16 protein-coding genes and 1 tRNA gene are annotated in these 23,239 nt (G+C 54.6%); 14 read left to right on the forward strand and 3 right to left on the reverse strand.

Annotation, left to right across the window (positions count from 1 at the left end; translation table 11 throughout):
• Window positions 1-211: 211 nt before the first annotated feature.
• Together MSL71_RS12055 and MSL71_RS12060 are read left to right on the forward strand one after the other, a co-directional pair.
• Window positions 212-2,896: a DEAD/DEAH box helicase gene (locus MSL71_RS12055; protein ID WP_246317775.1), complete on the forward strand. Its 2,685-nt coding sequence runs from the start codon at window positions 212-214 to the stop codon at window positions 2,894-2,896.
• A 245-nt stretch (window positions 2,897-3,141) separates the two neighbouring features.
• On the forward strand, window positions 3,142-4,188 hold the full coding sequence (locus MSL71_RS12060) for an SWIM zinc finger family protein (protein WP_180140574.1): 1,047 nt from the start codon (window positions 3,142-3,144) through the stop codon (window positions 4,186-4,188).
• A gap of 62 nt (window positions 4,189-4,250) precedes the next feature.
• Here MSL71_RS12060 and MSL71_RS12065 read toward each other — a convergent pair.
• Window positions 4,251-4,327 (reverse strand) — tRNA-Met (locus MSL71_RS12065).
• A gap of 1,038 nt (window positions 4,328-5,365) precedes the next feature.
• A complete protein-coding gene (locus MSL71_RS12070) occupies window positions 5,366-6,649 on the reverse strand; it encodes an Hsp70 family protein (protein WP_180140576.1) in 1,284 nt (427 codons plus the stop codon).
• Between the two features lie 441 nt (window positions 6,650-7,090).
• Between MSL71_RS12070 and MSL71_RS12075 the strand changes: the two genes are divergently transcribed.
• From MSL71_RS12075 to MSL71_RS12105, 7 genes are all read left to right on the forward strand, one after another.
• On the forward strand, window positions 7,091-9,184 hold the full coding sequence (locus MSL71_RS12075; RefSeq protein WP_180140578.1) for an ankyrin repeat domain-containing protein: 2,094 nt from the start codon (window positions 7,091-7,093) through the stop codon (window positions 9,182-9,184).
• A 189-nt stretch (window positions 9,185-9,373) separates the two neighbouring features.
• Window positions 9,374-9,748 carry a desulfoferrodoxin gene (locus MSL71_RS12080; RefSeq protein ID WP_180140580.1) on the forward strand — a complete coding sequence of 125 codons (375 nt, stop codon included), beginning with the start codon at window positions 9,374-9,376 and terminating at the stop codon, window positions 9,746-9,748.
• 81 nt (window positions 9,749-9,829) lie between these two features.
• The gene (locus MSL71_RS12085; protein WP_175469652.1) at window positions 9,830-9,985 is read left to right on the forward strand and encodes a rubredoxin-like domain-containing protein; all 156 of its coding nucleotides are present in this window, start codon (window positions 9,830-9,832) and stop codon (window positions 9,983-9,985) included.
• A 25-nt stretch (window positions 9,986-10,010) separates the two neighbouring features.
• On the forward strand, window positions 10,011-10,346 hold the full coding sequence (locus tag MSL71_RS12090; RefSeq protein ID WP_180140582.1) for a cytochrome c3 family protein: 336 nt from the start codon (window positions 10,011-10,013) through the stop codon (window positions 10,344-10,346).
• A 520-nt stretch (window positions 10,347-10,866) separates the two neighbouring features.
• Entirely contained in the window at window positions 10,867-11,865 is a 999-nt protein-coding gene (locus tag MSL71_RS12095; RefSeq protein ID WP_180140584.1) for a hypothetical protein, read from the forward strand.
• The gene (locus tag MSL71_RS12100; protein ID WP_180140586.1) at window positions 11,862-14,267 is read left to right on the forward strand and encodes a cytochrome ubiquinol oxidase subunit I; all 2,406 of its coding nucleotides are present in this window, start codon (window positions 11,862-11,864) and stop codon (window positions 14,265-14,267) included. The genes MSL71_RS12095 and MSL71_RS12100 overlap by 4 nt, the downstream gene beginning before the upstream one ends.
• 575 nt (window positions 14,268-14,842) lie before the next feature.
• Window positions 14,843-16,498 carry an FAD-dependent oxidoreductase gene (locus MSL71_RS12105; protein ID WP_180140589.1) on the forward strand — a complete coding sequence of 552 codons (1,656 nt, stop codon included), beginning with the start codon at window positions 14,843-14,845 and terminating at the stop codon, window positions 16,496-16,498.
• Between the two features lie 287 nt (window positions 16,499-16,785).
• Here the strand turns inward: MSL71_RS12105 and MSL71_RS12110 are convergent, their stop codons facing one another.
• Window positions 16,786-17,106: a hypothetical protein gene (locus tag MSL71_RS12110; protein WP_180140590.1), complete on the reverse strand. Its 321-nt coding sequence runs from the start codon at window positions 17,104-17,106 to the stop codon at window positions 16,786-16,788.
• A 2,315-nt stretch (window positions 17,107-19,421) separates the two neighbouring features.
• Between MSL71_RS12110 and MSL71_RS12115 the strand changes: the two genes are divergently transcribed.
• From MSL71_RS12115 to MSL71_RS12135, 5 genes are all read left to right on the forward strand, one after another.
• Window positions 19,422-19,772, forward strand: coding sequence for a low molecular weight protein tyrosine phosphatase family protein (locus MSL71_RS12115; protein WP_180140592.1), 351 nt, complete (start codon window positions 19,422-19,424; stop codon window positions 19,770-19,772).
• A 130-nt stretch (window positions 19,773-19,902) separates the two neighbouring features.
• A complete protein-coding gene (locus tag MSL71_RS12120; protein WP_180140594.1) occupies window positions 19,903-20,397 on the forward strand; it encodes a hypothetical protein in 495 nt (164 codons plus the stop codon).
• A 416-nt stretch (window positions 20,398-20,813) separates the two neighbouring features.
• The gene (locus MSL71_RS12125) at window positions 20,814-21,302 is read left to right on the forward strand and encodes a hypothetical protein (RefSeq protein ID WP_180140596.1); all 489 of its coding nucleotides are present in this window, start codon (window positions 20,814-20,816) and stop codon (window positions 21,300-21,302) included.
• Between the two features lie 219 nt (window positions 21,303-21,521).
• A complete protein-coding gene (locus MSL71_RS12130; protein ID WP_180140598.1) occupies window positions 21,522-22,229 on the forward strand; it encodes a hypothetical protein in 708 nt (235 codons plus the stop codon).
• Between the two features lie 9 nt (window positions 22,230-22,238).
• Window positions 22,239-23,192, forward strand: a complete 954-nt coding sequence (locus MSL71_RS12135; protein WP_180140600.1) for a pentapeptide repeat-containing protein — start codon at window positions 22,239-22,241, stop codon at window positions 23,190-23,192.
• Window positions 23,193-23,239: the final 47 nt, after the last annotated feature.

A 23,239-nucleotide genomic window follows, 5' to 3' on the forward strand; every position in this document is an offset into this window, starting at 1 on the left:
TGTAAGGGGGAGGCTTAAAGGCTAAAGGCTGAAGGGTAAAAAAGCGAAAGGCGAGGGGCGAAGGGATGCTCTTCGCCTTTTGTGTTTTGTGGCAAAAACAGTTGACCCGTGAGGGGCCTTGAAAATAAAGTGGCCGTCATGGAATGAGGCACGGCGAAACAGCCTTTATATAAGGAGATGTTTCACCTGGGAACGATGACAGGAAATCTGGGTGGTAGCGATAACGATGGGTTCGATTTTAACACTGGCTGTCATGCCCGACGGGGGGCTTCTCCTGGAGTGGGCCGAGGCGAAACGATCTGTCCCCAAAGCCGTGGAACGGTTCCAGAAGGACCTTTACCGGCGCTTTGAGGAGGCAAAGGAGAGCTGGCTCTTTACACTGGGGTGCCTTGAGGTCCCGGCCGGGGCCGATCCCTCCCTTTCCTGGGGGGCTGCCGTGGCCAAAGACTATGTGGGAGGGCTGGTGCGCCTTTCCGATCTGGAGACGCTTCGCGAAGCGGCCCGGGTGCCCGCAGAGGCCCATCGCATGGCCGCCCATCTGGCCTCTGTGCCCATGATGGTGGGGGCGGACCGGGTAAACGAGGGCCTGCTGGCGTCCATGTGGGACGAGCTGGAAGCCGGTTTTTCCTCCCTGATGGCTTCCCATGATGGGAGCGTGGCAGAGTTGTTTGCGACCCTCAACCCCGGGATTCACCTTGCCGGCCGGGTCTTTTTCCACCTGGTGGAGAACCGCAACGGCGACGCCCCCTTTGCCTTTATGGCCACCTATTCCCAGGCCGGTGAAAACGGCACCCGTCATTTGCCCATGTCCCGCGCGTTGGATGAGTTCGAGGACGAGGCCCTGGTCTCCCTTCTGACAACCGTCTACCGGGCGTCGGACAAAAGCGAGCTGGTGGCGGACCTCGTGGACAGCGGGGAGCTCTTTTATCCCCTGGCCTGGGGGCCGGACGAGGCTTTCGCGTTTTTAAAAGAGGTCCCCTTGTGCGAATCCTGCGGGGTGATCTGCCGCATCCCGGACTGGTGGAAGCCGTCGTCGTCCCGCGTGGGGGTTCGCCTCTCCCTGGGGGACAAGGCCCCGCCCATGGTAGGGAAGGGGGCGCTCCTTGCCTTTTCGCCGGGCATCATGATGGGAGAGCTTGCCCTCACCGAGGAGGAGGCCCGGGAGATCCTTTTGGAGAGCGAAGGCCTGGCTTTCTTGAAAAATCGCTGGGTGGCCGTGGATCATGCCAGGCTGGCCCAGGCCATTGATGCCTGCGAGCGTGCCCGGGGCCTCGTGGAGAGGGGGCTCACCATGTCCGAGGCCATGCGCCTCCAGCTTCGCCCCGACAGCCTCCTGGGCGATGCCCTGGGCCAGGTGCCCTGCGAGGTCTCCCGGGGGGAGTGGCTGGACGCCACCCTGGCAAGGCTGGAACATCCTGCTCGGGCCCCGGAAACTTCGGTGACGAAAGGGTTTAAAGCCACCTTGAGGGGCTACCAGCAGCAGGGGTTGAACTGGCTGGGGTTTCTGGATCAGCTTGCCTTCGGCGCCTGTCTTGCCGATGACATGGGCCTGGGCAAGACGGTCCAGCTCCTGGCATTTTTGTGCAGCCGAAAAGAGAAAACCGGGCCGTCCCTTCTGGTGCTTCCAGCATCCCTTGTCACCAACTGGCTGAACGAGATCCGCACCTTTGCCCCGGACCTCCGGGTGTTCACGGCCCACCCCGATTACGTGACCGCGCAGGAGGGCCGCACCCTGGCAGCCGAGAAAAAACGGCTGGCAGCAGAAGGGCCGGATGATTTCCACGGCCTGGATCTTGTGATCACCACCTACACCCTGGTGCAGAAGTATGCCTGGCTCAAAGAGCACGCCTGGGACTGCCTGATTTTAGACGAGGCCCAGGCCATAAAGAACCCGGCCACCCGTCAGACCCGGTCCGTCAAAGAGCTCAACGCCCGTCAGCGCGTGGCCATGACCGGTACCCCGGTGGAGAACCGCCTGGGGGATCTCTGGTCCCTCTTTGATTTTTTGAACCCCGGCCTTTTGGGCACGCGCACCGAGTTTGCCGAGTTTTCCAAAAGCCTGAAATCAGACCCCGAGGGCTACGCCCGGCTGAGAAAGCTCATCTCCCCCTTTGTCCTGCGCCGCCTCAAGACCGACACTTCCATTATCTCGGATCTTCCCGACAAGGTGGTGATGAAGAGCTACGCAGGTCTTTCCAAAAAACAGGTGGTGTTCTACCGCAAAGGCGTGGCGGATCTGGCCCATCGCCTGGAGACAGCCACGGGCATCGCCAAGCGGGGTTTGGTGCTCTCCTCCCTGATGAAATTCAAGCAGCTCTGCAACCACCCGGACCAGTACGTGGGCGAGGGGGCCTTTAAGGAGAGCGAGAGCGGCAAGTTCCAGCGGCTCCGTGAGATCTGCGAGACCATCCTGGAGAGGCGGGAGCGGGTGCTGGTCTTTACCCAGTTCAAAGAGATGACCGAACCCCTTCGGGCCTTTCTGGAAGGGGTCTTCGGCCATCCGGGCCTGGTGCTCCACGGCGGGGTGCCCGTGGGCAGGCGGGCCGAGCTCATCGACACCTTCCAGGCCGATGCCTACTGCCCCTTTATGGTGCTCTCCCTCAAAGCCGGGGGCGTGGGTCTCAACCTTACCCGGGCCAACCACGTGGTCCACTTCGACCGGTGGTGGAACCCGGCCGTGGAGAACCAGGCCACGGACAGAGCCTTCCGCATCGGCCAGACCAAAAAGGTGGTGGTGCACACCTTTGTTACCAAAGGCACCGTGGAAGAGAAAATCGATGCCATGCTCGAATCCAAGCGCGATCTGGCCGACCAGGTGGTCTCTCCATCGGGCGAGGCCCTGGTGACGGAAATGTCCCGCGAGGAGCTGGTGGAACTTTTTACATTGGCATCGTAATCTGAACAAAATGGGTACAAGGCAGCTACTCAGCTTGCCTTCTATGGCTAACGCAGGGTCAAGAGGGCTCAGGAAAAACAAAAACAATGCCTCTGGCGGCGAGGTGTGCCACCTCGAAAGCAGGTTGCGAATGTGATGAAACCGAAATTGTTCTTGAAGCCTGTTTATTAAACTTTTTAAAAGTTTAGCCCCCGGCAGGGATGCCGGAGGCAACAGTGACGTGAATAATTACACAAGGGGTCCCCATGGGATACTACGGATTTCCAAAATACGTGTCGGTGGCCGAGAAACGGGCCAAGGCCGAAAAGAAACTCAAGCAGCTGAAGCGCAAACACCCGGATATCTCCCCTGTGGTTATCCAGGGAAAGGCCCTGGCGTCGAGCTGGTGGGGCAAGGCGTGGAACCAAAACCTGGAAGGGTACGCCGATTACGCCAACCGCCTGGGAAGGGGCAGGAGCTACGTGCGGCACGGGGCGGTTCTGGACCTAAAGGTTGAGGCCGGCAAGGTGACGGCCCTGGTCATCGGCAGCGAGCCTTACCCTTATAAAGTGAGCGTCCGCATCCGGGCCATCTCCGTGCCGAACTGGCTGGCCCTGAAGGAGGCCGCCGTGGGCACCATGGACTCGGTGCAGGACCTCATGGCAGGGCGCATGCCCAAGGCTGTAGGGGAACTGCTCACCCAGAAGGGCAAAGGGCTTTTTCCCACCCCCAAAGAGATCTCCTTTACCTGCAGCTGCCCGGACAGCGCCTCCATGTGCAAGCACGTGGCCGCCTGCCTCTACGGGGTGGGGGCTCGCCTGGACGAGGACCCTTCCCTTCTGTTTCTGCTCAGAAAGGTGGAATTGCAGGAGCTCATCACCGAAAAGATGACCCGGGCCAGGGGTGCCCTGCGTCGCAAAGCCGTGAAAAAGAGCGACAAGGCCCTTAAAAAGACCGAAGGGCTCTCGGATCTTTTTGGCATCGATTTAGGCGATGAAGAGGCTCTTCCGGCAGCGAGCAAAAAAACAGCAGCGGCCAAGGCCGGGGCCAGGGTCAAAAAACTGAAGGCCGCATCCGGGAAAAAGACCGCTCCCAAAAAACGTCCGGCCAAAAAGACCACGCTGCCCGACGGCATGACCGCCCCCATGAAGAAGCTGGCAACCCTCTTGCAAAAAAAGACGAACGGCGTGCCCGTGGCCGAGATGATCACCGCCTCGAAGATGGAGCCCCAGAAAGTGCGCAACACCTTGTATCAGATGAAACAAAAAGGGTGGGTGACGTGTCCGTCCCGCGGGGTGTATCGGCTGGTGTAGGGGGATTGATAAGAACAAAAAAAGCCCGGAAGAATAACCTTCCGGGCCTTTGTATTTTTTAGTGGTAGCGGGAAGCGGATTTGAACCACTGACCTTCGGGTTATGAGCCCGACGAGCTACCAGACTGCTCCATCCCGCAACAACGAGGCAGACACTACATGGGGGGCTCTTTGAAGTCAAGGCATTTCGTGGGCACACGGAAAAAAAAAGGTTATCACCCCGGTCGTGGTGTGTCGTCCGTAGGATGGGCAAAGCGGAGCGTGCCCATCTTTTTCACGGAGACCCCGTAGCTTCCCACCCCACAGACCCTTTTCGGCACACGTGATGGGCACGGCACCAAAGGCGTCGTAATCCCAACAGGTGCTGGCTTGCCTTTGCCCATCCCACGCCCCCCGGGTTATTATCCTTATTTGCCGGGTGCCACCCGTAGGATGGGCAAAGCGGAGCGTGCCCATCTTTTTCACGGAGACCCCGTAGCTTCCCACCCCACAGACGCTTTTTGGCACACGTGATGGGCACGGCACCAAAGGCGTCGTAATTCCAACAGGTGCGGCCTTGCCTTTGCCCATCCTACGCCCCCCGGGTTGTTATCCTCTTTTGCCGAGTGCCACCCGTAGGATGGGCAAAGCGGAGCGTGCCCATCTTTTTCACGGAGACCCCGTAGCTTCCCACCCCACAGACCCTTTTCGGCACACGTGATGGGCACGGCACCAAAGGCGTCGTAATCCCAACAGGTGCTGGCTTGCCTTTGCCCATCCCACGCCCCCCGGGTTATTATCCTTATTTGCCGGGTGCCACCCGTAGGATGGGCAAAGCGGAGCGTGCCCATCTTTTTCACGGAGACCCCGTAGCTTCCCACCCCACAGACGCTTTTTGGCACACGTGATGGGCACGGCACCAAAGGCGTCGTAATTCCAACAGGTGCGGCCTTGCCTTTGCCCATCCTACGCCCCCCGGGTTGTTATCCTCTTTTGCCGAGTGCCACCCGTAGGATGGGCAAAGCGGAGCGTGCCCATCTTTTTCACGGAGAACCCGTAGCTTCCCACCCCACAGACGCTTTTTGGTACACGTGATGGGCACGGCACCAAAGGCGTCGTAATCCCAACGGGTGCTGGCTTGCCTTTGCCCATCCTACGCTCCTCCGGTTATCGCTCCCGGTGGCTGTGTGTCATCGGCCCTAATTTGCTGTGAGGTAACTGCTGCACCCCAAACCGTAGGCAACGCTTGTAAAGGCGTCCTGGCTGTCGATTTTTTGGGTGCCGAAGCGGCGCACGAAGAGGTCCCGGATCTTGAGGATATGGGAGGACCCCCCGGTGAGGAAGACGGTGTCGATGTCGTCGGGGCCGAGGCCTGCCTGGGCCATGACGGAATCCACGCAGGCCTCGATTTTTTCCACGTCCCCGTGGATGATTTCATCAAACTCGCCGCGGGCAAGGGGCTCGGAGATGGCCAGCTGACCTTCCTTGAACCGGATCAGGGCGGACTCGTCCGTGGAGAGGCTGCATTTGGTCTTTTCGATGGCCCGGAAAAGCAAATAGCCGTAGTTGTCCTCGATGAGGTTCTGGAGGTTTTCGATGAGCCGGGGATTGTCCGCCCGGTGGCGGATGTCTTTCAAAATGGCCTCGATCTTCGGGTGCCTCAGGTGGGGGATCTGGTGCCATTGCTTGAGCTTGGAGAGAATCAGGGACGAGACGGGCAGGGTGAAGTCGTCGTAGAGGGCCTTGACCCGTACTTCTTTGCCGAAATAGGGGGCCACCTTGTGCCACATGATGGCCGAGTCAAAGGTGTCGCCGCCGATGTAGACTCCGCCCAGGCCCAGCACGTCGTCGCGCCGGTTTTTGTTTTTTCCGGTGTTGCCGCCCCTGGCCCTGATGATGGTAAAATCCGAGGTACCGCCCCCGAAGTCACCGACCAGCACGGTTTTTTCCTCGCCGTCTGCCAGAGTGTTCTCGTAGGCAAGGGCCGCTGCAATGGGCTCCAGCTGGAAACGCACGTCCGTAAACCCGGCCAGCTCTGCGGCCTTTAAGAGCCTGCGGTTGGCCAGTTCCTCGCACTCTGGGTCTTCGGAAAAGACCACCGGGCGTCCCAGCACCAGGCTGTCGGCGGGTTTGCCCACGGCTTTTTCGCCACGCTCCCGGATGGTGCGCAGGATCATGCCGATGAGCTGCTCCAGGGTGTAGGTCTTGTTGCCCACCTCGGTTTTTTCAAAGCTGGCGTCGGGTAAAAAGCTTTTGATGGACTGGATGTAGCGGCCGAAGGCGTCGTTTTCAATGTACTGGTTCACCGCCTCCTGGCCGGAGAAGAACTGGCGTTCTTCGTCATCGTAGTAGATGACCGATTTCAAGGTGTTGCCGGTTTCGTTGTACCGGTCGATGTCGATCATTGAGACCTTGCCGTCGACATTGGCCGAAAGGGCCGAGTTGCTGGTTCCAAAATCCAGTCCGAATACCACAGACGTCATACGCTTCACCTCGAAACATAGGCGCGGGGCTGCCCTGGGGGACGTGCCGCAGGCCTTATCACAAAAAACCGGTGCGCAAGGGAACTTGTGCACCGGCCGGGGGCTTCTTCTTAAATTGAAGATCGGGAATTTACACCAAGCCATGGCAAATGGCAAGCCTTCCGGGGCAAACGCATTTAGATTTTGCCTCCGGCAGCCCTGCCGGGGGCCAAACTTTTGAAAAGTTTGACAAACAGGTTTCGTTTTTACCGAAACGTTTTTGCGGAGCTTTTTTCAAAAAGCGACCCGCCGGAGGCAACTGAATTGTTACATGCGTTGGCCCTGACAAGTCTTCCCTTGTGTGTGCGATACATTACAAGCCCTGTGGCGGGGAACGTGATATGGTGATCCCTCGTATGTGCCTTGTTTCGGACCCTATTGAAAAAATTCATGGAGCCCCCTATGAGACGTGTCAGCCTCGTTGTCTGTCTGTTGTGCCTGTTGGTCTGTTTTCCGGCCCTTTGCCTTTCCGCCCCGCCCGGGGATTTGACCGGCCAGGAGAAGGCCGAACGCCTGGCCGGTGTCATGGCCCCTGTGTTTGATATCCATTTGAGCCAGGATTTTTCCACCATTGAAGAGGGCGGGGCGTTTTCAGACCTTGTCCTGGACGAGGAGAACGAAGAGGCCCGGTTTGAGGCCCGTGAATTTTTCGAGTCCACGGGCTTGAAGCTCTCCTGCACGGTGGGACGGGAGGAAGCGTTCCTCCACCTGCCCGAGACCTGGGACGGTGCCGACCGGGACGTGGTGAAGGCCATCCACAAAGGCCTGGCGTTTTACCACAGGGAAGAAACCATTGACGGTGGCGTGCGCGTCCTCTTTCGCCACGCACGCTTAGAATCCAAAGACGCTTATTATGTGGTGCAGCTGGACATCCGCAACCGGGACAAGGCCACGCCGTCCCTAACCCTTGGCTGCTACCGAAAAGAGCGGAGCCGGTCAACTGCTGTGTTTACGGTGCCCGACGCCGCCTGGAAGTCCTGGAAGCCGGAGGTCAAAGAAGGCGAGACAGCAGCCAAGACCCGTGTGGCGGTGGCCATGTATCGTGCCAAGGACGCTGAAGGGGATGTCTTCGGCACCCACCTGCTGGAGGTCTCCTTTCTCAAGGGGATGCCCTGGCTCTCCTTTCGGCCCCGGCTTTATCCCATGTGGGAAAAGGCAAATCCCGAATCCGCCCAAAAAGGATTTATCAGGGAGCTCACCGGGGTCTTTGTGGACGATACACCCTTTGCAGCCTTTGTCCGGGCCAAAGAGCGGCGTCCGTCATTTATCGGGGACCCACGGCAGCCCTTTTTTCCCCTGGGCCCCGAGGATTTTGCCGCTTTGAAACAAGGCAGTTTTATCCAGTTTGACCTGGTGAGCGTTTTCGGCGAAAAGATGCAGGTGCGCTTTCCCCTCAACGGCTCCATGGAGACCCTCACTCTTTTGGATAACCTGCCGGAAAACAAGGGCAAGCCCACTTTGGACGGGCTGGTCCTGGCCGGGGACCTTTCCGGAGTGGAGGCGGCCATGGCCTCTGGGGCGTCCGTCAACACCAAGCCGTCAGGCGGCATGTCCCCCCTGGCCCTTGCCGTGAAGATGGATGACACGGCCATGGTTCGACTCCTGGGGAAGGCCCCGGACCTTGATACCGAAGAGAAAAACAGCGAAGGCGACGGGTTCCTCCACATTGCGGCCCACTACAAACACGGCAACGCCATGCTTGATGCCCTTTTGGCCATCGGTTGCGACACCGAAATCCGGGACGAAAACGGCCGTACCCCCTTAAGCCGAACGGTCTGTTACGACGGCATGGGCAAGGTCGACAGCCTCCTTGGGGCCGGTGCGCGTATCGACGCCCCGGACGAGGACGGGTACACCGCCCTGCACCACACCGTGAGAAACCGATTCTCTTCCGAGGAGGAGACCGAGTACCTCATCAAGCACGGAGCCGATAAAAACCGGCGAACCGGCGACGGGCATACTCCTCTCATGGTGGCCATTGAGAATCAGTGCTGGGGACATATCCAGAAACTCCTGGCCTTGGACGTCGCCCTTTCTCCCACAAACAACAAAGGCCAGACCGCCCTGGCCATGGCCGAGGGGTACCGGGACAGCAGTGACCTCACCGAGATGATCCCCACCCTGATCCTGGCAGGGGAGGAGGCCGTGAAAAAGACCCATGAGGCCTACACCAACCTGGCCACGATCCTTGAAAACAAGGGGCTGTACCACATCGGGTTCCACAACACCACGAGCGAGACCGTCATGGTAGCCGTGCGCATCAAGGACACGGACGGAGACTGGGTGACCCGATCCTGGGCCAAATACACCCCAGGGGAAAAGGGGATTATGACCCGCAGCCCCAACAGCATCTTTTACTTTTTTGCAGAATCCGAGAGCTGGGTGTGGAAGGGCACGGACAACTATCGGACCATCTCGGGCAAAAAGGTGGGTATGCGTGAGGTGAAGCTGAAGTCCCGGTACAAGGGCGAATCGTACTATTATACGCTCAAATAAAGGTCCCTCAGCCAGGGGGGCCGGCCAAGGCATTTCCATCTATTTCAATTGAAAATCAACGGAATTTAATATAGAATTTCTTCCACATATCTTGGGAATACGACCTGCGTACCCGTCACCGCAACGGTGACCCCGACAAGCATCCGCAAGACGGCGGACTGCTTATGCCCATCTTTTATGGAGGACACTATGATTGAACGAAACCAGATTTTTAAATGTGATTTGTGTGGAAATATCGTTGAAGTGATGGTGGGGGGCGGACCCATCCCCGTCTGCTGTGGTCAGGACATGGCCCTGCTTACGGAAAATACCGAAGACGCTGCCGTTGAAAAGCATGTCCCCGTGGTTGAAAAAATCGCCGGTGGCTTTCGCGTGGTCGTAGGCGAAGTGGCCCACCCCATGCTGGACGCCCATTACATTCAGTGGATCGAGATCCTTGCCGACGGCAAGGTCTACCGCCAGTACCTGAACCCCGGTGACGCCCCTGAGGCGACCTTCATGATCGACGCAGACACCGTCACCGCCCGGGAGTACTGTAACCTCCACGGCCTCTGGAAGAAGTAGGCGGCCGTGACCTTTGGCGGGGGACGCCGCCTGGCTGTCCCCCGCATCAGTATCCCACCCGTTACAAAGGGAGGATGACCCATGGAAAAAAGCTGGAAATGCACGGCATGTGGCTACAGCCTGAAAGACAAGGAGCCCCCTGAGGAGTGTCCGGCGTGCAAGGAAAAATGCACGTTTGTGGACAACATCGACTACACCCAGAACATCGGAGACAAACGACCCGACGAGCGGATTTGATGCGGAGGCATTGGAAGGAGCGAGGATGAGAAGGGTTGGGAGTGTGCTGGCAGCCGTTCTGCTGGTTGGTGTATGCTGCGCGTTTGCCGGACAGGGGAGTGAGTCCCTTGTTCTGCCTGTGGAGGGGAAATACGGAGAGGTGGCCTTCCCGCATTGGAACCATCAGGCAACCCTGGGGGACTGCAACACCTGCCATGGGATGTTTCCCCAGGAAACCGGCGCCATCCATCGGCTCATCGCCGATAATGGCCTGAAGAAAAAACAGGTGATGAACAATTGCCGCGCATGCCATCGCACGACGGCAAAAGCCGGAAACCCAAGTGGCCCCGTCAAGTGTTTTGACTGCCACGCCAAAGGGTAGACAATTTTAAGAACGAAAAACCGCAGTGCCACGCGCTGCGGTTTTTTTGTAGCTATTCAGTTGCCTCCGGCGGCCAGGTTAGCCCGGATATTTCACGAGAACAGCCTCTATTAACACTCTATTACCTCGGTCTGGCCGTTTTCTCATGAAATATCCGGGTTAGGGCAGTTCCACCAGTAGACGCAGATAGCTTTTCATATATGTTAACGGTTCATCACACAAAGCGAGACGCACTGAAACGGAGCGCCGCACTCCAGGGATCAAGGGGATCGAAATGGTGATGAAAATACGCTGATGGTTGAAACGATGATCAGGGCCAAAAAGAAACCTGTCCGGTGGAGGCGTATTGGCACCAGCAGGCGCAGAAATAGACCCCTTTGAGCGGTTAACATTCAAGGCTCCCGTTGGACGGGAGGGGATGACTCGTTCGTAAGACCTGTTTGTCAAACGCTATAAATGTTTGGCCCCCGGCAGGGCCGCCGGAGGCTTTTTTTATGCAAAAACTGATGGGGGAGAGACCATGGTACTTGAGAGCCTGCACGCCGGTGGCGTCGCCTTGCCCGTCCCTGCCTGGATCGTTCGGGGACTTCACCTTGCAACCCTCACCGCCCACGTGGCGGTCATGACCCTTCTTCTGGGAGGCGCCCTCATCTATGCCGCCGGTTTTTTCAGCGGCAAAGGCGAGGCACCGGAGGCGCCCCGCCTGCCTGTGTGGACGGCCTTTGCCGTCAACACAGGGGTTGCACCTCTGCTCTTCTGTCAGGCCCTTTTCGCCCACTTTATCTACACCAGTTCCATCCTCATGGCCGGATGGTGGATCGGCGTGCCGGTGGTGGTCATGGCCGCCTACGCCCTTTCGTACCTGGCCATCTCCCCCGGAACCGCCTCCAATGCCCGGGCAGGGGCCGCCGTTGCCGTGGCCCTGCTTCTCCTTTTTGTCTCCTTTGTCTTTGTCTGCAATATCGACCTCATGGCAAAGCCTGATCAGTGGGAACGGTATGCGGACTCCCCCCACGGCTGGATTCTTTTTGCGGGCGGGGCAGACACCCTGCTGCGATGGGGGCACGTTGTGCTGGCGGCCCTGTTCCATGCCCTGCTCCTCAGCCGGTTACTGGGCAAGGCGGGCTCTTTGAACGGGCGCCCGGGGCTTTATCTGGGGGTAGGTTTTTTTATCTTGTTGGCGGCAACGGGCCTTTCCCATTTTGTCTCCCTGCCCGAGGCCGTGAGGCAGGGGGCGGAGAGCGGCGCGCTCTCAGTTTATCTTTTGGTGGCCTCGGCCCTTGTTCTGGCAGGGCTTCTTCTTGCAGGGCGTCTAAAGGCCTGCGCCGCCTGGGCCCTGGGGAACCTGACCCTCATGATCTGCTACCGCGAACAGGTGCGCACCGGTTTTTTGGCGCCCGTCACCACAACAGGGCCCGCCGACTACGGTTCGTTTTGGATGTTTGCCCTGGCCCTGCTTACGGGGGGCGCTGCCTTTGTATACATGCTGGGCCTTCTCGGCAAAGGAGGTGAGGCATGAGCTACCCGGTACTCGACTTTTTTGCAGGGGGCGGAGGCCTTCTTATCGCCGTCATCGCCGTGACCCATGTCTACGTGGCTCATTTTGCCGTGGGGGGAGGGCTCTTTCTGGTGCTCACCGAAGCCCGGGCGCGAAAACGCGAAAGTGCGCCCCTTCTGGCCTATGTGAAAGGGCACACGAAGTTTTTCCTCCTGCTCACCATGGTCTTCGGCGGCCTCTCCGGGGTGGCCATCTGGTTTACCATCGGCATCCTGAGCCCGGATGCCACGGGCAAGCTCATCGAGGTGTTTCTTTTTGCCTGGGCAGCCGAGTGGGTCTTCTTCTCTGTGGAGATCACGGCCCTTCTTATCTACTGGTATCGCTTCGACTCCCTGTCGCCCACAGACCATCTCCGGGTGGGGTGGATCTATTTCGGGGCGGCCTGGCTCTCTCTTTTCATCATCAACGGGGTGATCAGCTTCATGCTCACCCCCGGGGCCTGGGCCGCCACCGGCCGGTTCACGGACGCCTTCTTTAACCCCAGCTTCTGGCCCTCCACCCTGTTTCGGACCTTTCTGGCGATCTGGGCCGCAGGGCTTTTCGGGTTTGTCACTGCAGCTTTTTCAAAGGATGAAGAGGTGCGGGAAGAGGTGCTGGGCTTTTACACCCTCTGGGTGGTGGGCATGGGGCTTGCCGTACTCGGCTCAGGGCGCCTCTACCTTGCCTGGGTGCCCGAGGCCCACCTCCAGGGACGCTACGAATTTGCCGCCGCCGTTCCCGGCCTTATTTCTGGGTTCAGCGGCCTGACTCTTATCATCATGGCCCTTGCCGCCTGCATGTGGCTTCTGAAACACCGGGGCTTAAGAAAGCCCCTTGCCTTGGGTGTTCTGGCCCTGGGGCTGCTCCACATGGGCCTGTTTGAGATGGTGCGGGAGCACGCCCGCAAACCCTGGATCATCCCCGGGGTGCTCTACGCCAACAACCTCTCGCCCCAACATGCAGGCGAGCTGAACCAAAGCGGGCTCCGAAGCCGCTCCCCCTGGCTTGCCGGCGACCAGCTCACCGGCCGGAACCTCTTCAAAGCCCAGTGTCTTTCCTGCCACAGCGTGGGGGGCCCCATCAACGACATCCGGCCCCTCACCGAGCGCTACACCCCCCAGGGTTTGGGCCAGGCCCTGGCAGGCCAGGGTGTGCTTCACACTTACATGCCCCCGTTTTTTGGGGATGCCCGGGAACGCCAGCTCCTGGCAGACTGGCTGACCCAGGGGCTCCACGGCCCACATACAGAAGCGGCAACGCCGCAAGGGGCTTCAACCGTTTCGTCTCCCCTACCCGAGCCCCGGACCCGAAAAGAGCCTGTGCTTCTGGCCTGGCGCCGGACCCAGGGCAACGGGCGTCTGCAAAGCCCCCTCTTTGTCTCGGCAAAACCCGTGCCCCAGCGCATCCAGGCTGCCATGGTGATGCCCGGGGATTTCCCGGAGGTGGTCCTTGACGGGGCCGAACTCTCCGTGACCTCGGGTGGGGATGCCTATCCCATGGCTTTCGACGATGACCTCGGTACCTGGGTGGCCGAAGCAGGGCAGGGGCGCTTCAACGACTCCTGCCTGGTGACGGCCACCGCTGACGGCCAGGAGCTGAACACTGTCCTGTTGCCCCCAGAACCCGATGCCCCCCGGGGCTGCTATCATTGCCACGGAGGTTCCCCGGACCCGGCGGGCATTGGAGAAGAGACCGCCGCGCAGATCCTGGCCGCCCACGACAAAAACAGCGGAACGTCTCTGGCGACACGGGCCGCGAAAGGCATGTCCATAACCTGCCGAAGCTGCCACAGTGGAAACCGTCCCTCACCTTCGGCTGCCCTCCACGGCTGGCACAACCCCTACATGGCCGACAAAGGCGAGGCCTCCTGCCGCTTCTGCCACGACAGCGGCCCAGAGTATGTCCCCGCTTTTTTCTCCGGTCGTCACAGGGAGCCCCTTGACTGCACCCGGTGTCACGGCACCCTCACGGTTCATACGGCCCGACTTCTCAAGGATCAGCGTGCCGCCGAAGCCGTTCCTTTAAAGGCACCCCTGCAAGCCACCCTGGAGACGGTTTCCCCACGGCAGGCCCACGCCCAGCTTCCCGACTGCCTCTCCTGCCATCAAGACTTTGAACCACCTTCGGAAGGCGCCACCGCCTCCATGACCTCATCCCCGGATGAGCGGTTCAGCGCCATGAAAGACGAGATGGAGGCCCTCTCCTGCGCTGCCTGCCACAGCAGGGCCCATGAACTGCTCCCCGCATCCCGCAAGGGCACCAACAACCAGGCCATCGCATACATGGGCGAACCCGGCGTCATCGGGCGCATCACTTGCACCGTCTGTCACGCCGAAGAACCCGAAGATGAAGGCCATCATCCGGGGATGTTGAAAAACAGATAATTTTTTTGGTAGAAATAGTACCCGCGATTCGGTTATGAACTCTATGGTCAAAGAGAAGGAAAAAATGCCTCCGGCCACCCTGAAACCCTATGGCGAATGCATGGAAGCTCTTCTTTTGCCAACGGTATCAAAGCATTCGCGTGATGTGTGACATCTTGCAATGCTCTTTGCCGGAGAGGCCTGTTTCACTTTTCTTGAAAAACGAAGCACGGGTGCAAAAATGTCGGAATTGTTTCGGCGGAGCCTGTGAACGATTACTTGAGACCTGTTTATCAAACTTTTTAAAAGTTTGGCCCCCGGCAGGGCCGCCGGAGGCTTTTTTGATCTGAATAGTTACAAAAAATGTAACCCATTCGAGAAAACTGGCTCCCCAAGTTCGGCTCGCCCGAAGGGAGAGACAATCGAGCAGAATACAGTGGATGACATGTTGTATTTTGAATTGTCTCGAATTTTCCTGGTAACCCATTGTAATGAGAAAATATATATTTGGTATGGTCGTTTTTTCATGAAATAGTCGGGCAAGGGAGTCCACAAGGATACTTAATTAATAACAATACCAATATTGGGAGATACAGATGCAGAGAATCGTCATTGTCGGAGGAGTTGCAGGGGGTGCCACGGCTGCGGCCAGGGCACGCCGCCTGGAAGAAGACGCGGAGATCATTATTTTTGAACGGGGTGAGTACATCTCCTTTGCCAACTGCGGGCTGCCGTATTATATCGGCGGGGTGATCACGGAGCGTGACGCCCTTCTGGTAACCACCGAGGAGTCCTTCTCCAGCCGCTACAACGTGGATATCCGCAGCATGACCGAGGTAACGGACATTGACCGTGAGAAGAAAGAGGTAACGGTCCGGGACGTCAGGACCGGCAAGACCTCCGTGGAAGGTTACGATCGCCTGATCCTCTCCCCCGGTGCCGAGCCTTTCCGCCCGGCCATCAAGGGCATCGACCTGCCCGGGGTCTTTACCTTGAGGAACATCCCGGATACCGACCGTATCAAGCGCTACGTGGACGCCAAGGCCCCCAAGACCGCCCTGGTGGCAGGGGCCGGGTTCATCGGCCTGGAGATGGCGGAGAACCTTGTGGAGCGCGGGGTGGAGACCACCGTGGTGGAACTCACCGATCAGATCATGCCCCCCCTGGACGTGGAGATGGCCGCCGCCGTTGAAACCCACGTAAAGAGCAAGGGCACCACGGTCTTTACCTCCACATCGGTGCAGGGCATCGAGGCCACAGACGGTGCCTACGATGTGGTTCTCCAGAACGGTAAAGGTTCTGAAACAAGGCGATACGACCTGGTGCTTCTGGCCACGGGCGTGCGCCCGGAAACAAGCCTTGCCAAGGCCGCTGACCTGGCCATGTCCGACAAGGGCGGGGTGCGCGTGGACGCCTCCATGATGACCTCGGATCCCGCCATCCTCGCCACCGGCGACGCCGTCACCACCCTGGACTACGTCTCCGGGGCCGAAGTGGTGATCCCCCTGGCCGGTCCCGCCAACCGCCAGGGCCGTATCGCTGCCGACAATGCCTCCGGCAGGCGCTCTGTCTACAAAGGCACCCTCGGCACCTCCATCGCCAAGATTTTCGACATGAACGCTGCCTCCACCGGTATGAGCGAAAAGCGCCTGAAAGCCGACAATATTCCCTACAAAGCCAGCTGGACCCACTCCGGCTCCCACGCAGGCTACTACCCCGGCGCCGAGATGATGGCCATCAAGCTTCTCTTCGCCCCCAACGACGGCAAGGTCCTGGGTGCTCAGATCGTGGGCGGTAAAGGCGTGGACAAGCGCATCGACGTCATCGCAACGGCCATCAAGGCGGGCATGACCGTTTTCGATCTCCAGGAGCTCGAACTGGCCTACGCTCCCCCCTTCTCCTCAGCCAAAGACCCCGTGAACATCGCAGGTTACGTGGCCGGCAACATCCTCATGGGTGACGTGGAGATGATCGACTACACGGAAACCCTCGCAGCAGACCCGGAAAAAGACCTCATCCTCGATGTGCGTACCGACGAAGAGATCGAAGAAAACGGCACCCTGGATCACGTCCTCCACATCCCCGTGGACCAGATCCGCAACCGTTGCGATGAAATCGACAAGTCCAAGCGTGTCCTGGTTCTCTGTGCCATCGGTCTCCGCGGTTACCTCGGCTACCGTATCCTCAAGCACCGAGGTTACGACGTCAAAGCCGTGGCAGGCGGATACGCCACCTTGCGACACATGCGATAAGGTGCCAGGCAATAGATAAAAGCAATGCCTCCGGCGACAAGGTGTGCCACCTTGAAAGCTGGTTACCGCTGGGCTTTGACCCTTGTTCCTCGGGTTAAAGCCCGGCGGTCTTCTGGCGAACCACTGTATAGTGTTGGGCTTAGGAGATCAGCATCGCTTGATATCCCCGTTTTCGACTTTACCGAGGCGTTCGGGGCATGAGGACGTTGATTTTGGTGCACGGAATATCCCCACGAGATACTGGTTCCGGCATAATCAAATCAAACAAAACCGAACCAAAACCCGCCTCACAGCGGAGGTACCCTGGCTCCATTCGTCGTTTTCCCCCTCTCCTTCATTCTCTCCTGCTCTTCCCGGTAAATGGCCACCATGCGGTCAATCTTGGCGTATTGTCGGGCCAGAAGATCCTCGGTGATGGTTCGGATTCCCCACCGCTTGAAGTCCAGTTGCAGGCCGTTGCCACCCGGATCTTCGGCTCCCTCCAGCTCGGTAAAAAAATCACCCACCGATTTCAACAACCGGTGAACGTCCTTGATGGAATCACACAGCTCGGAAATCTCCGACCCGGAAAACATGCCGGGTGACGAGTGGCTGTTCAATGAGGTCATGATGAAGCCCCCAGTTTTTTGGTGGATAATGGGATCAGTTAATAGGGAATAGGTAAGAGGGCATACAAGGACACAGCCCGGTTTGCTAAGGCCCGGTACGTTGGTAAATGGTGCCCGTGATGAGGAAAAAAAAGCCAATAAGCCACCCATCGCAGGGTGCACTCCGCGCACCAGAAGAACCAAAAAACACCAATGCATCAATACCGCATCGCGTAACGCGTAAACGGTGATCAGCTTATGACCTATAACCTGTTTTCCCTATGACCTTCTTCCCCTGCTTTTTCGGATCAAACACCCCCCGGAAACACTCAAGAGGAAAAGAGACGCAGCTCAACCATTACCCAAAATAGCTTGAAGAGCAAAAAGACATCCGAAGGGCGTTTGACTCCCGTCAATCAGAACCGAGCGTGTTTATAGGGCCATTTGAAACGGCTGTAACGTCGGGTGAATGAGCGCAATGTTGCTCGTGGTGGGGAAAATACGACTTGAAAAGGGGGTGGGTGTGGTGTAAAAAACCGTGTAGCCATGACGACCTCCGTACAAGGTTGTTGTGGTCAGGCCTGGCAGGATGCTCTAACATCCTGTCGGGTCGCTTCATGAATTCCATGATTGCCGCAATAACTAGTTATTACGACCCACCCTAATGCCATCTTTTTGGTGTGTCAATACTTTTTTTATCGAAAAATCCAGCCCTTATTCATTGCCGTTTCCATTGAATCGTCATTTCAAATCCCCATCATGCCCAGGCACCTGTTGTGATCACATGGACCGGCCCGGACGCTTGCCACGTATTTTCAAATATACAAGGCCTTCATCTTCCATTTACACCAATGACAAGGCAATGGCATGGATATCTCCAGAATGCAAAGACCAGCAACCTGTTTGACATCTGGCGCCAAAAATCAGAGAAGAGTGCCATACGTCATTGCCCAGAATTACAAACTGTTGCCAAATGTCCTCTCTCAGGTATCAATTGTTTTTTGCGTTGAAAAACAGAGATTTTATGCGTATGACTAAACCGGCTGTTTACGGATTTCTCATTTAAGGCAAAGGCTGTAAGGGGGATGGGCCGTGACTTAGGCGGTGAATATCTGATACCCCGTTTATATAACCTTTTTATACAGGTGGTACAGGGAAATTTATTATTTATTAGGTATGTTCTTTTTGATCTGAAAATTGATCTTAGCAAAAAAAGAGGATTAAGTTGTCTGAGTCTCAAGCTATTATTGAATTTTTGGCTATGTCTGGTCTCCTGTATATTATCATCGGAGCTATAATACTAATCAGTGTCATTGTGGCAGTGGTCCTATTGATTATTGGGCTTTCAAAAGTCGGTAATAAAAACAAGAAACCCGTAGCAATGCTCGATTTTCAGGAGATTCAGGCGCTTTATTCCAGGAAGAAAGCTTAAACAGTTAAAAAACGATAACAATAAGAAGCCTCGAGCAAGTCGATGCAATTTAACGTTGGTATTTAGTTTGGAGGAACTTTAATTGTGAGCTTTGAATCAGAAAAGAAATATGCTTATGAACGGAAAATAGGCGACAGCCTTCTGTGTGCGATTGGCGGATTTGGGCTTATTGTACATATTTGTAAGGGTTTAACAACAAAACAAATGATAGGTTTTAATGGGGTTTTTTTGATTGTAGTATTCATAATTCACTGTATTTATGGCCTTTACGGTCTATCAACAAGGATTACTGGGCATCGATATATTTATTAGAAGAAGTTGGTGTGACGATACCTCAAGTTGGCTTGAGGAAAAAAGCCACTTATTATTCCTATGAAGCGGTCCATGATTTAGAATTAGAATTAGAATTACCTAAAAAACGCTCATTATCACTACAGATTCCAATTCTATATGCGTTTTTCCCAAATGCTTTTTTAATGTTTATTTATTTCACGATTTTTGTAATAGAATCTCTAAAGCTTCGAATATTGAGATATCTAAAGTTACGTAATGTGTATAATGCAGTGCGTACTGATTTTATGACAATAAACCAATTTGTTATGTGTTGCTGACACCTCATCCTGCATGATTGGTGTTAAGAGATCGCCTGTCCGACAAAGACCTCATCTCAATGGTGATGTTTTGGCTCCATATCTCACGGAGGAAACTAAAGGAGCATGAAAGAAATCAAATTTGGAGGAGATTCAAAAATAAGTTAACAAATGAAGATGCATGGGGTCAGCGATTACCTTTAAACTTGAGAAAAATGGAAATCGCCTGGGAAGCTTCTTCGTGGAGAGCAGTTAGGCTTTAACTATTTCATCAAAAGTATACGTAAACTATTTAGAGAAAGGTATATCCAAAGATGCGGGAAACCGACAATCTGCTATTTATATGCAGCCGAAACAAATGGAGAAGCCCAACGGCTGAAGAGCTTTGGAGAAAGCATCCTGATTTTAATGTAAGGTCTGCTGGTACCAGCCCGAAAGCAAAGAAAACTGTCAGTTCGGCGGACATACACTGGGCTGACATCATTTTTGTCATGGAGAAAAAACACAAAATCAGGTTGGTAGCAGAGTTTACCAGAATACTTGAATATAAGCCCATCCATATACTTGATATTCCCGATGAATATAAGTTTATGGATTCAGAATTAATTTCTGAACTTGAATCCAAGGTAAATGAATGCCTTAAGGTGCAAGTAATGCGTTCCTGACAGATCTCCAAATTCGGTTCGGGCTATGCAATCCCGCCCTTGTACGATCATAGGTTTCAGGCCGGTTCGTTTTGAGCCGCGAGGTCTCTGAAAAATGCGTTATAAACTTATTCGGGGGGTAGTTTTTTCAATGGACTCTAAAGAAATATTTGCTATTCCAGATGAATATTTTATTCAAATGTGGGATTCAGGTTTGGGGATTGACTTTGTAAAAGCAAACCCCCAAAACATGAAAATAAATAAAATTCCTTACTATACTGATAAGTATTTGAATGGGGTTAGGTCAAATTTGACAATCGCAATACTGCTTTTTATTTCAATCATTATTGTTGTTTTGGCCTTCGTTTGTGTTCCCAATCATCATATGAACCACTTTCAAGTAAAGTCACTGGCATCAATCTTCATACTTCCTCTCGCAGATTATTGCTGGAAATCACAGAAAGAATTTAAAAAAAATTATAAAGCATACAAGAAGCTTAAAGAATTAGACCTTACGGCTTTCTATGTTGAAGATTATGCCCCAGAAATTAATGAAATTAAATTTGCATCTCTTGAATGGGCATGTAAAAACAATTTGCTATCATATGAAAATAATTCTTACTGTTACTGCAACAAAAGATTATAAAAAGTCACTCAATTCGGATCGGGTCGCGCTACAACTGCCCATTTCCCTCATGATATTGAAAGATTAACCTTCTCGATTTCTGGTTTGTTGCGGTATGGGGGGGGGGCCACTTGAGCAGGCGTTGTGCAATTGTCGTCGATGAATTTTTCAATCGGAATTTTACGTTTTAGAATTATAACATTTTAAATGTGGGAATTTTTATGCTTTAAAAAGTTATTTGCTGGTATCAATTTTACGGTAGGCATTTTATCGGTTTTAGCCGGCATGTTTTTCTTTGTTGTTATGGGGATAAAGAGCCTGACCCCATTACCTCCATCGTAGCTTTAACCGCTGCCCTATAAGCTTTCTGGGTCGGCATGCCCGCGTTATGTGCGAGACGAAGTCGCTCACATAGCTGTTCTATCAGAGATGAAAAAATGCTTCATGATTTTTCTAAAATACTTATTTTTATTGCTGTTTTGGCACTCTTCGGTTGCACTGAACTAAACGATGTCATGGAACTGCAGAATGAATATGCCTCCAACTTTTCAAATGTCTATGGTTCAACAATATTCCTCGATAAGGGATATACTCCGGCTGTAACCCGAGGGATTATTTCTACCGAGTTTTCCGCTTTGCTGCCTGAAGGGGTTTATGTGCCTATTGCCGGTTCTGCCAGGCGGAATTTCTATCAAGCACCCTGTGGTTTTGCATATATGAAAAACGGGCACATTGAATCAAGGGTTGGTGGGATTGTGCAAGTTGCAGAACATGACGATTCTGCATATTATGTCTGGTACTTTCCCAAGCAAAACAAATACTATGAGATCGAGCCAAATGGCCCGTGGGTTTCTGATGTTAAATCCGGTTTGGCTCATATCAAGAATAGGCCTTGGGTGGAAAGTGGCCTGAAAATATACAGATAGTATCTCTCGAAAATCTACAGCGGCAAAGCTTGCAAAGCAAAGGGTGGATAAAGAGTCTGTCCCCATCAAATCAAAATTGCCTCGTGCTATGGCATATGCTAAACCATCGCTTGGGCAACAGAGTAAATAAAGAGCCTGTCCCCAACGACTCCCAACGAGTTACCCACCAGTTACGTTGAACCAGCTCCAATCCATTAAATTAAAGGTCGTCACAACAGCATGAATGAAACACCCAAAACGCTTCTGGATGAGTATATACCACTGATTATCCCGAGTGTTGAGATTTCCATAGACGAAGAGAAGGGGCTTGGCCTTTCGTACAGCCACTTTGAATGGTGCCGGACCGAAGATGCCAAGCGGGATTCTGATTACATGCAGGCTTTTGGGGAGGGCGATTCCCTCGAACTTATCGGCTATACCAACGGGTACGATACCGATATTGAACCCTATCTTAAAGGCAGGCCGTTTCGCTTGCCCGATGTAAGCTTCGCCTTTGGCGATGAAACCCTGGTTTTATCTGAAAAGGCTCAGTCTGTTCTTACACTGAATAAAAAAATGGGTATCACAAAAGGTTCCGCAGTGTTGACGGACCCAACGGGCAAGAGTCATCCTGGCTACCATTTTGTTTCGTTTTACAATCCGCTTCCTGTGGATCGTGCGGTAAAGCGGTTTCAAAAAATCCCGGAGCTGGAAAGACCCTTTATCTACCTTGAACTCAAAGAATACCATGAAATGGTCATGGTTCATCAGTCCGTCTGCAAAAAATGGCATGATTTAGGCATTGACTGTTTTCTGAGCGAACTCCCGGAAGAGTACCATGACCTTGAAAAACTCCAGTCGGATTCCCTCTACTACAGCAACCATGAAATGTGGTTTGACTCTCTGGATGACTGGCAGAATAATATCTATGAATACAGCACTTACTAAGGGGGGCGTTTGGATACCCATGGCCTGATAAAAAGGTTTTCATCCGGCGAGATCCCTGTGCACGAAAAAGTGGCAGATGCCGCTACGTATCTCAATAGCCTTTCCAAACGTGAGGCTGGTATAGCGATAGATGATATCAAGATACTTGAAGCCTGTGTCCGGATGGTGATCAGTTGTGATGTTGAATTAATTGAAACGTCCCTTTTCGAAGTAATTGGAACGTATCTGAAAACGTCCCCGGCGTTTCAGAGTGCAGATTACCTCGAAGATTATTTTGATCTTGATTTTGAAAACGAGAACCCTTCTTTTGTTGTCGACTACACAGGGAATTATACCTTTGTCCCTGACTCCATGCTACCCGCTCAACTTGCTGCTGAGCGTACATACGCCTTGATGCTGGCCAGGTACTTTTTTCAACATGTTTATGCAAAAACATCTGCCCGGCAGAATCTTGAAAGCGTAGCGCTTCCGGGGCTTGATCTCGACTCGGCAACCATTCACGAGACAAGGATGGCCGGGTCGGTTTATATGGGGGCTGACTTTACCGATTGCCATTTTCAATCGGTGGGAATGGGAAGATCAAACCTTAAAAAGTGCACATTTACTGGATGCCACTTTGATAACGTGGGGTTAAACGAATGCGAGCTGGAAGGGGCGACGTTTGACAGGTGCATATTTCATGGCGCTTCTTTAAGGGCCGTGGCCTTTGGGAAGGCCTCATTTACCCATTGCCAATTTGTCGAAACGGAGCTGTGTTTCATTGATTTCGGGGCATCTGACCTGAGCTGTTGCACCTTCGACAAATGCTGGATTTCCCATGCAGGGATGGGGCAGGTGAGCGGGCTTGCCCAAAAACAGCTTGATAGCTTTTTCGGTGACGATTCAACACGGCTCCCGGCGCATCTTGAGGAAATTGGGGACAGGCTCTTTATGCTGGACATTCCCTGTGCGCTTGTGAGATAGTTGTCTGGCTCGATATCATGCCTTAATAACACTGAAAATCATTTCCA

This window comes from Desulfoluna butyratoxydans, from assembly GCF_900699765.1.
Taxonomy (GTDB): Bacteria; Desulfobacterota; Desulfobacteria; order Desulfobacterales; family Desulfolunaceae; genus Desulfoluna; species Desulfoluna butyratoxydans.

Excerpts from the sequence above, each read along its gene's own strand:
- MSL71_RS12060 (WP_180140574.1), top strand. The coding sequence starts at position 3,142 with ATGGGATACTACGGATTTCCAAAATACGTGTCGGTGGCCGAGAAACGG.
- MSL71_RS12070 (WP_180140576.1), bottom strand. The coding sequence starts at position 6,649 with ATGACGTCTGTGGTATTCGGACTGGATTTTGGAACCAGCAACTCGGCC.
- MSL71_RS12075 (WP_180140578.1), top strand. The coding sequence starts at position 7,091 with ATGAGACGTGTCAGCCTCGTTGTCTGTCTGTTGTGCCTGTTGGTCTGT.
- MSL71_RS12080 (WP_180140580.1), top strand. The coding sequence starts at position 9,374 with ATGATTGAACGAAACCAGATTTTTAAATGTGATTTGTGTGGAAATATC.
- MSL71_RS12085 (WP_175469652.1), top strand. The coding sequence starts at position 9,830 with ATGGAAAAAAGCTGGAAATGCACGGCATGTGGCTACAGCCTGAAAGAC.
- MSL71_RS12090 (WP_180140582.1), top strand. The coding sequence starts at position 10,011 with ATGAGAAGGGTTGGGAGTGTGCTGGCAGCCGTTCTGCTGGTTGGTGTA.
- MSL71_RS12095 (WP_180140584.1), top strand. The coding sequence starts at position 10,867 with ATGGTACTTGAGAGCCTGCACGCCGGTGGCGTCGCCTTGCCCGTCCCT.
- MSL71_RS12100 (WP_180140586.1), top strand. The coding sequence starts at position 11,862 with ATGAGCTACCCGGTACTCGACTTTTTTGCAGGGGGCGGAGGCCTTCTT.
- MSL71_RS12105 (WP_180140589.1), top strand. The coding sequence starts at position 14,843 with ATGCAGAGAATCGTCATTGTCGGAGGAGTTGCAGGGGGTGCCACGGCT.
- MSL71_RS12110 (WP_180140590.1), bottom strand. The coding sequence starts at position 17,106 with ATGACCTCATTGAACAGCCACTCGTCACCCGGCATGTTTTCCGGGTCG.
- MSL71_RS12115 (WP_180140592.1), top strand. The coding sequence starts at position 19,422 with ATGCGGGAAACCGACAATCTGCTATTTATATGCAGCCGAAACAAATGG.
- MSL71_RS12120 (WP_180140594.1), top strand. The coding sequence starts at position 19,903 with ATGGACTCTAAAGAAATATTTGCTATTCCAGATGAATATTTTATTCAA.
- MSL71_RS12125 (WP_180140596.1), top strand. The coding sequence starts at position 20,814 with ATGCTTCATGATTTTTCTAAAATACTTATTTTTATTGCTGTTTTGGCA.
- MSL71_RS12130 (WP_180140598.1), top strand. The coding sequence starts at position 21,522 with ATGAATGAAACACCCAAAACGCTTCTGGATGAGTATATACCACTGATT.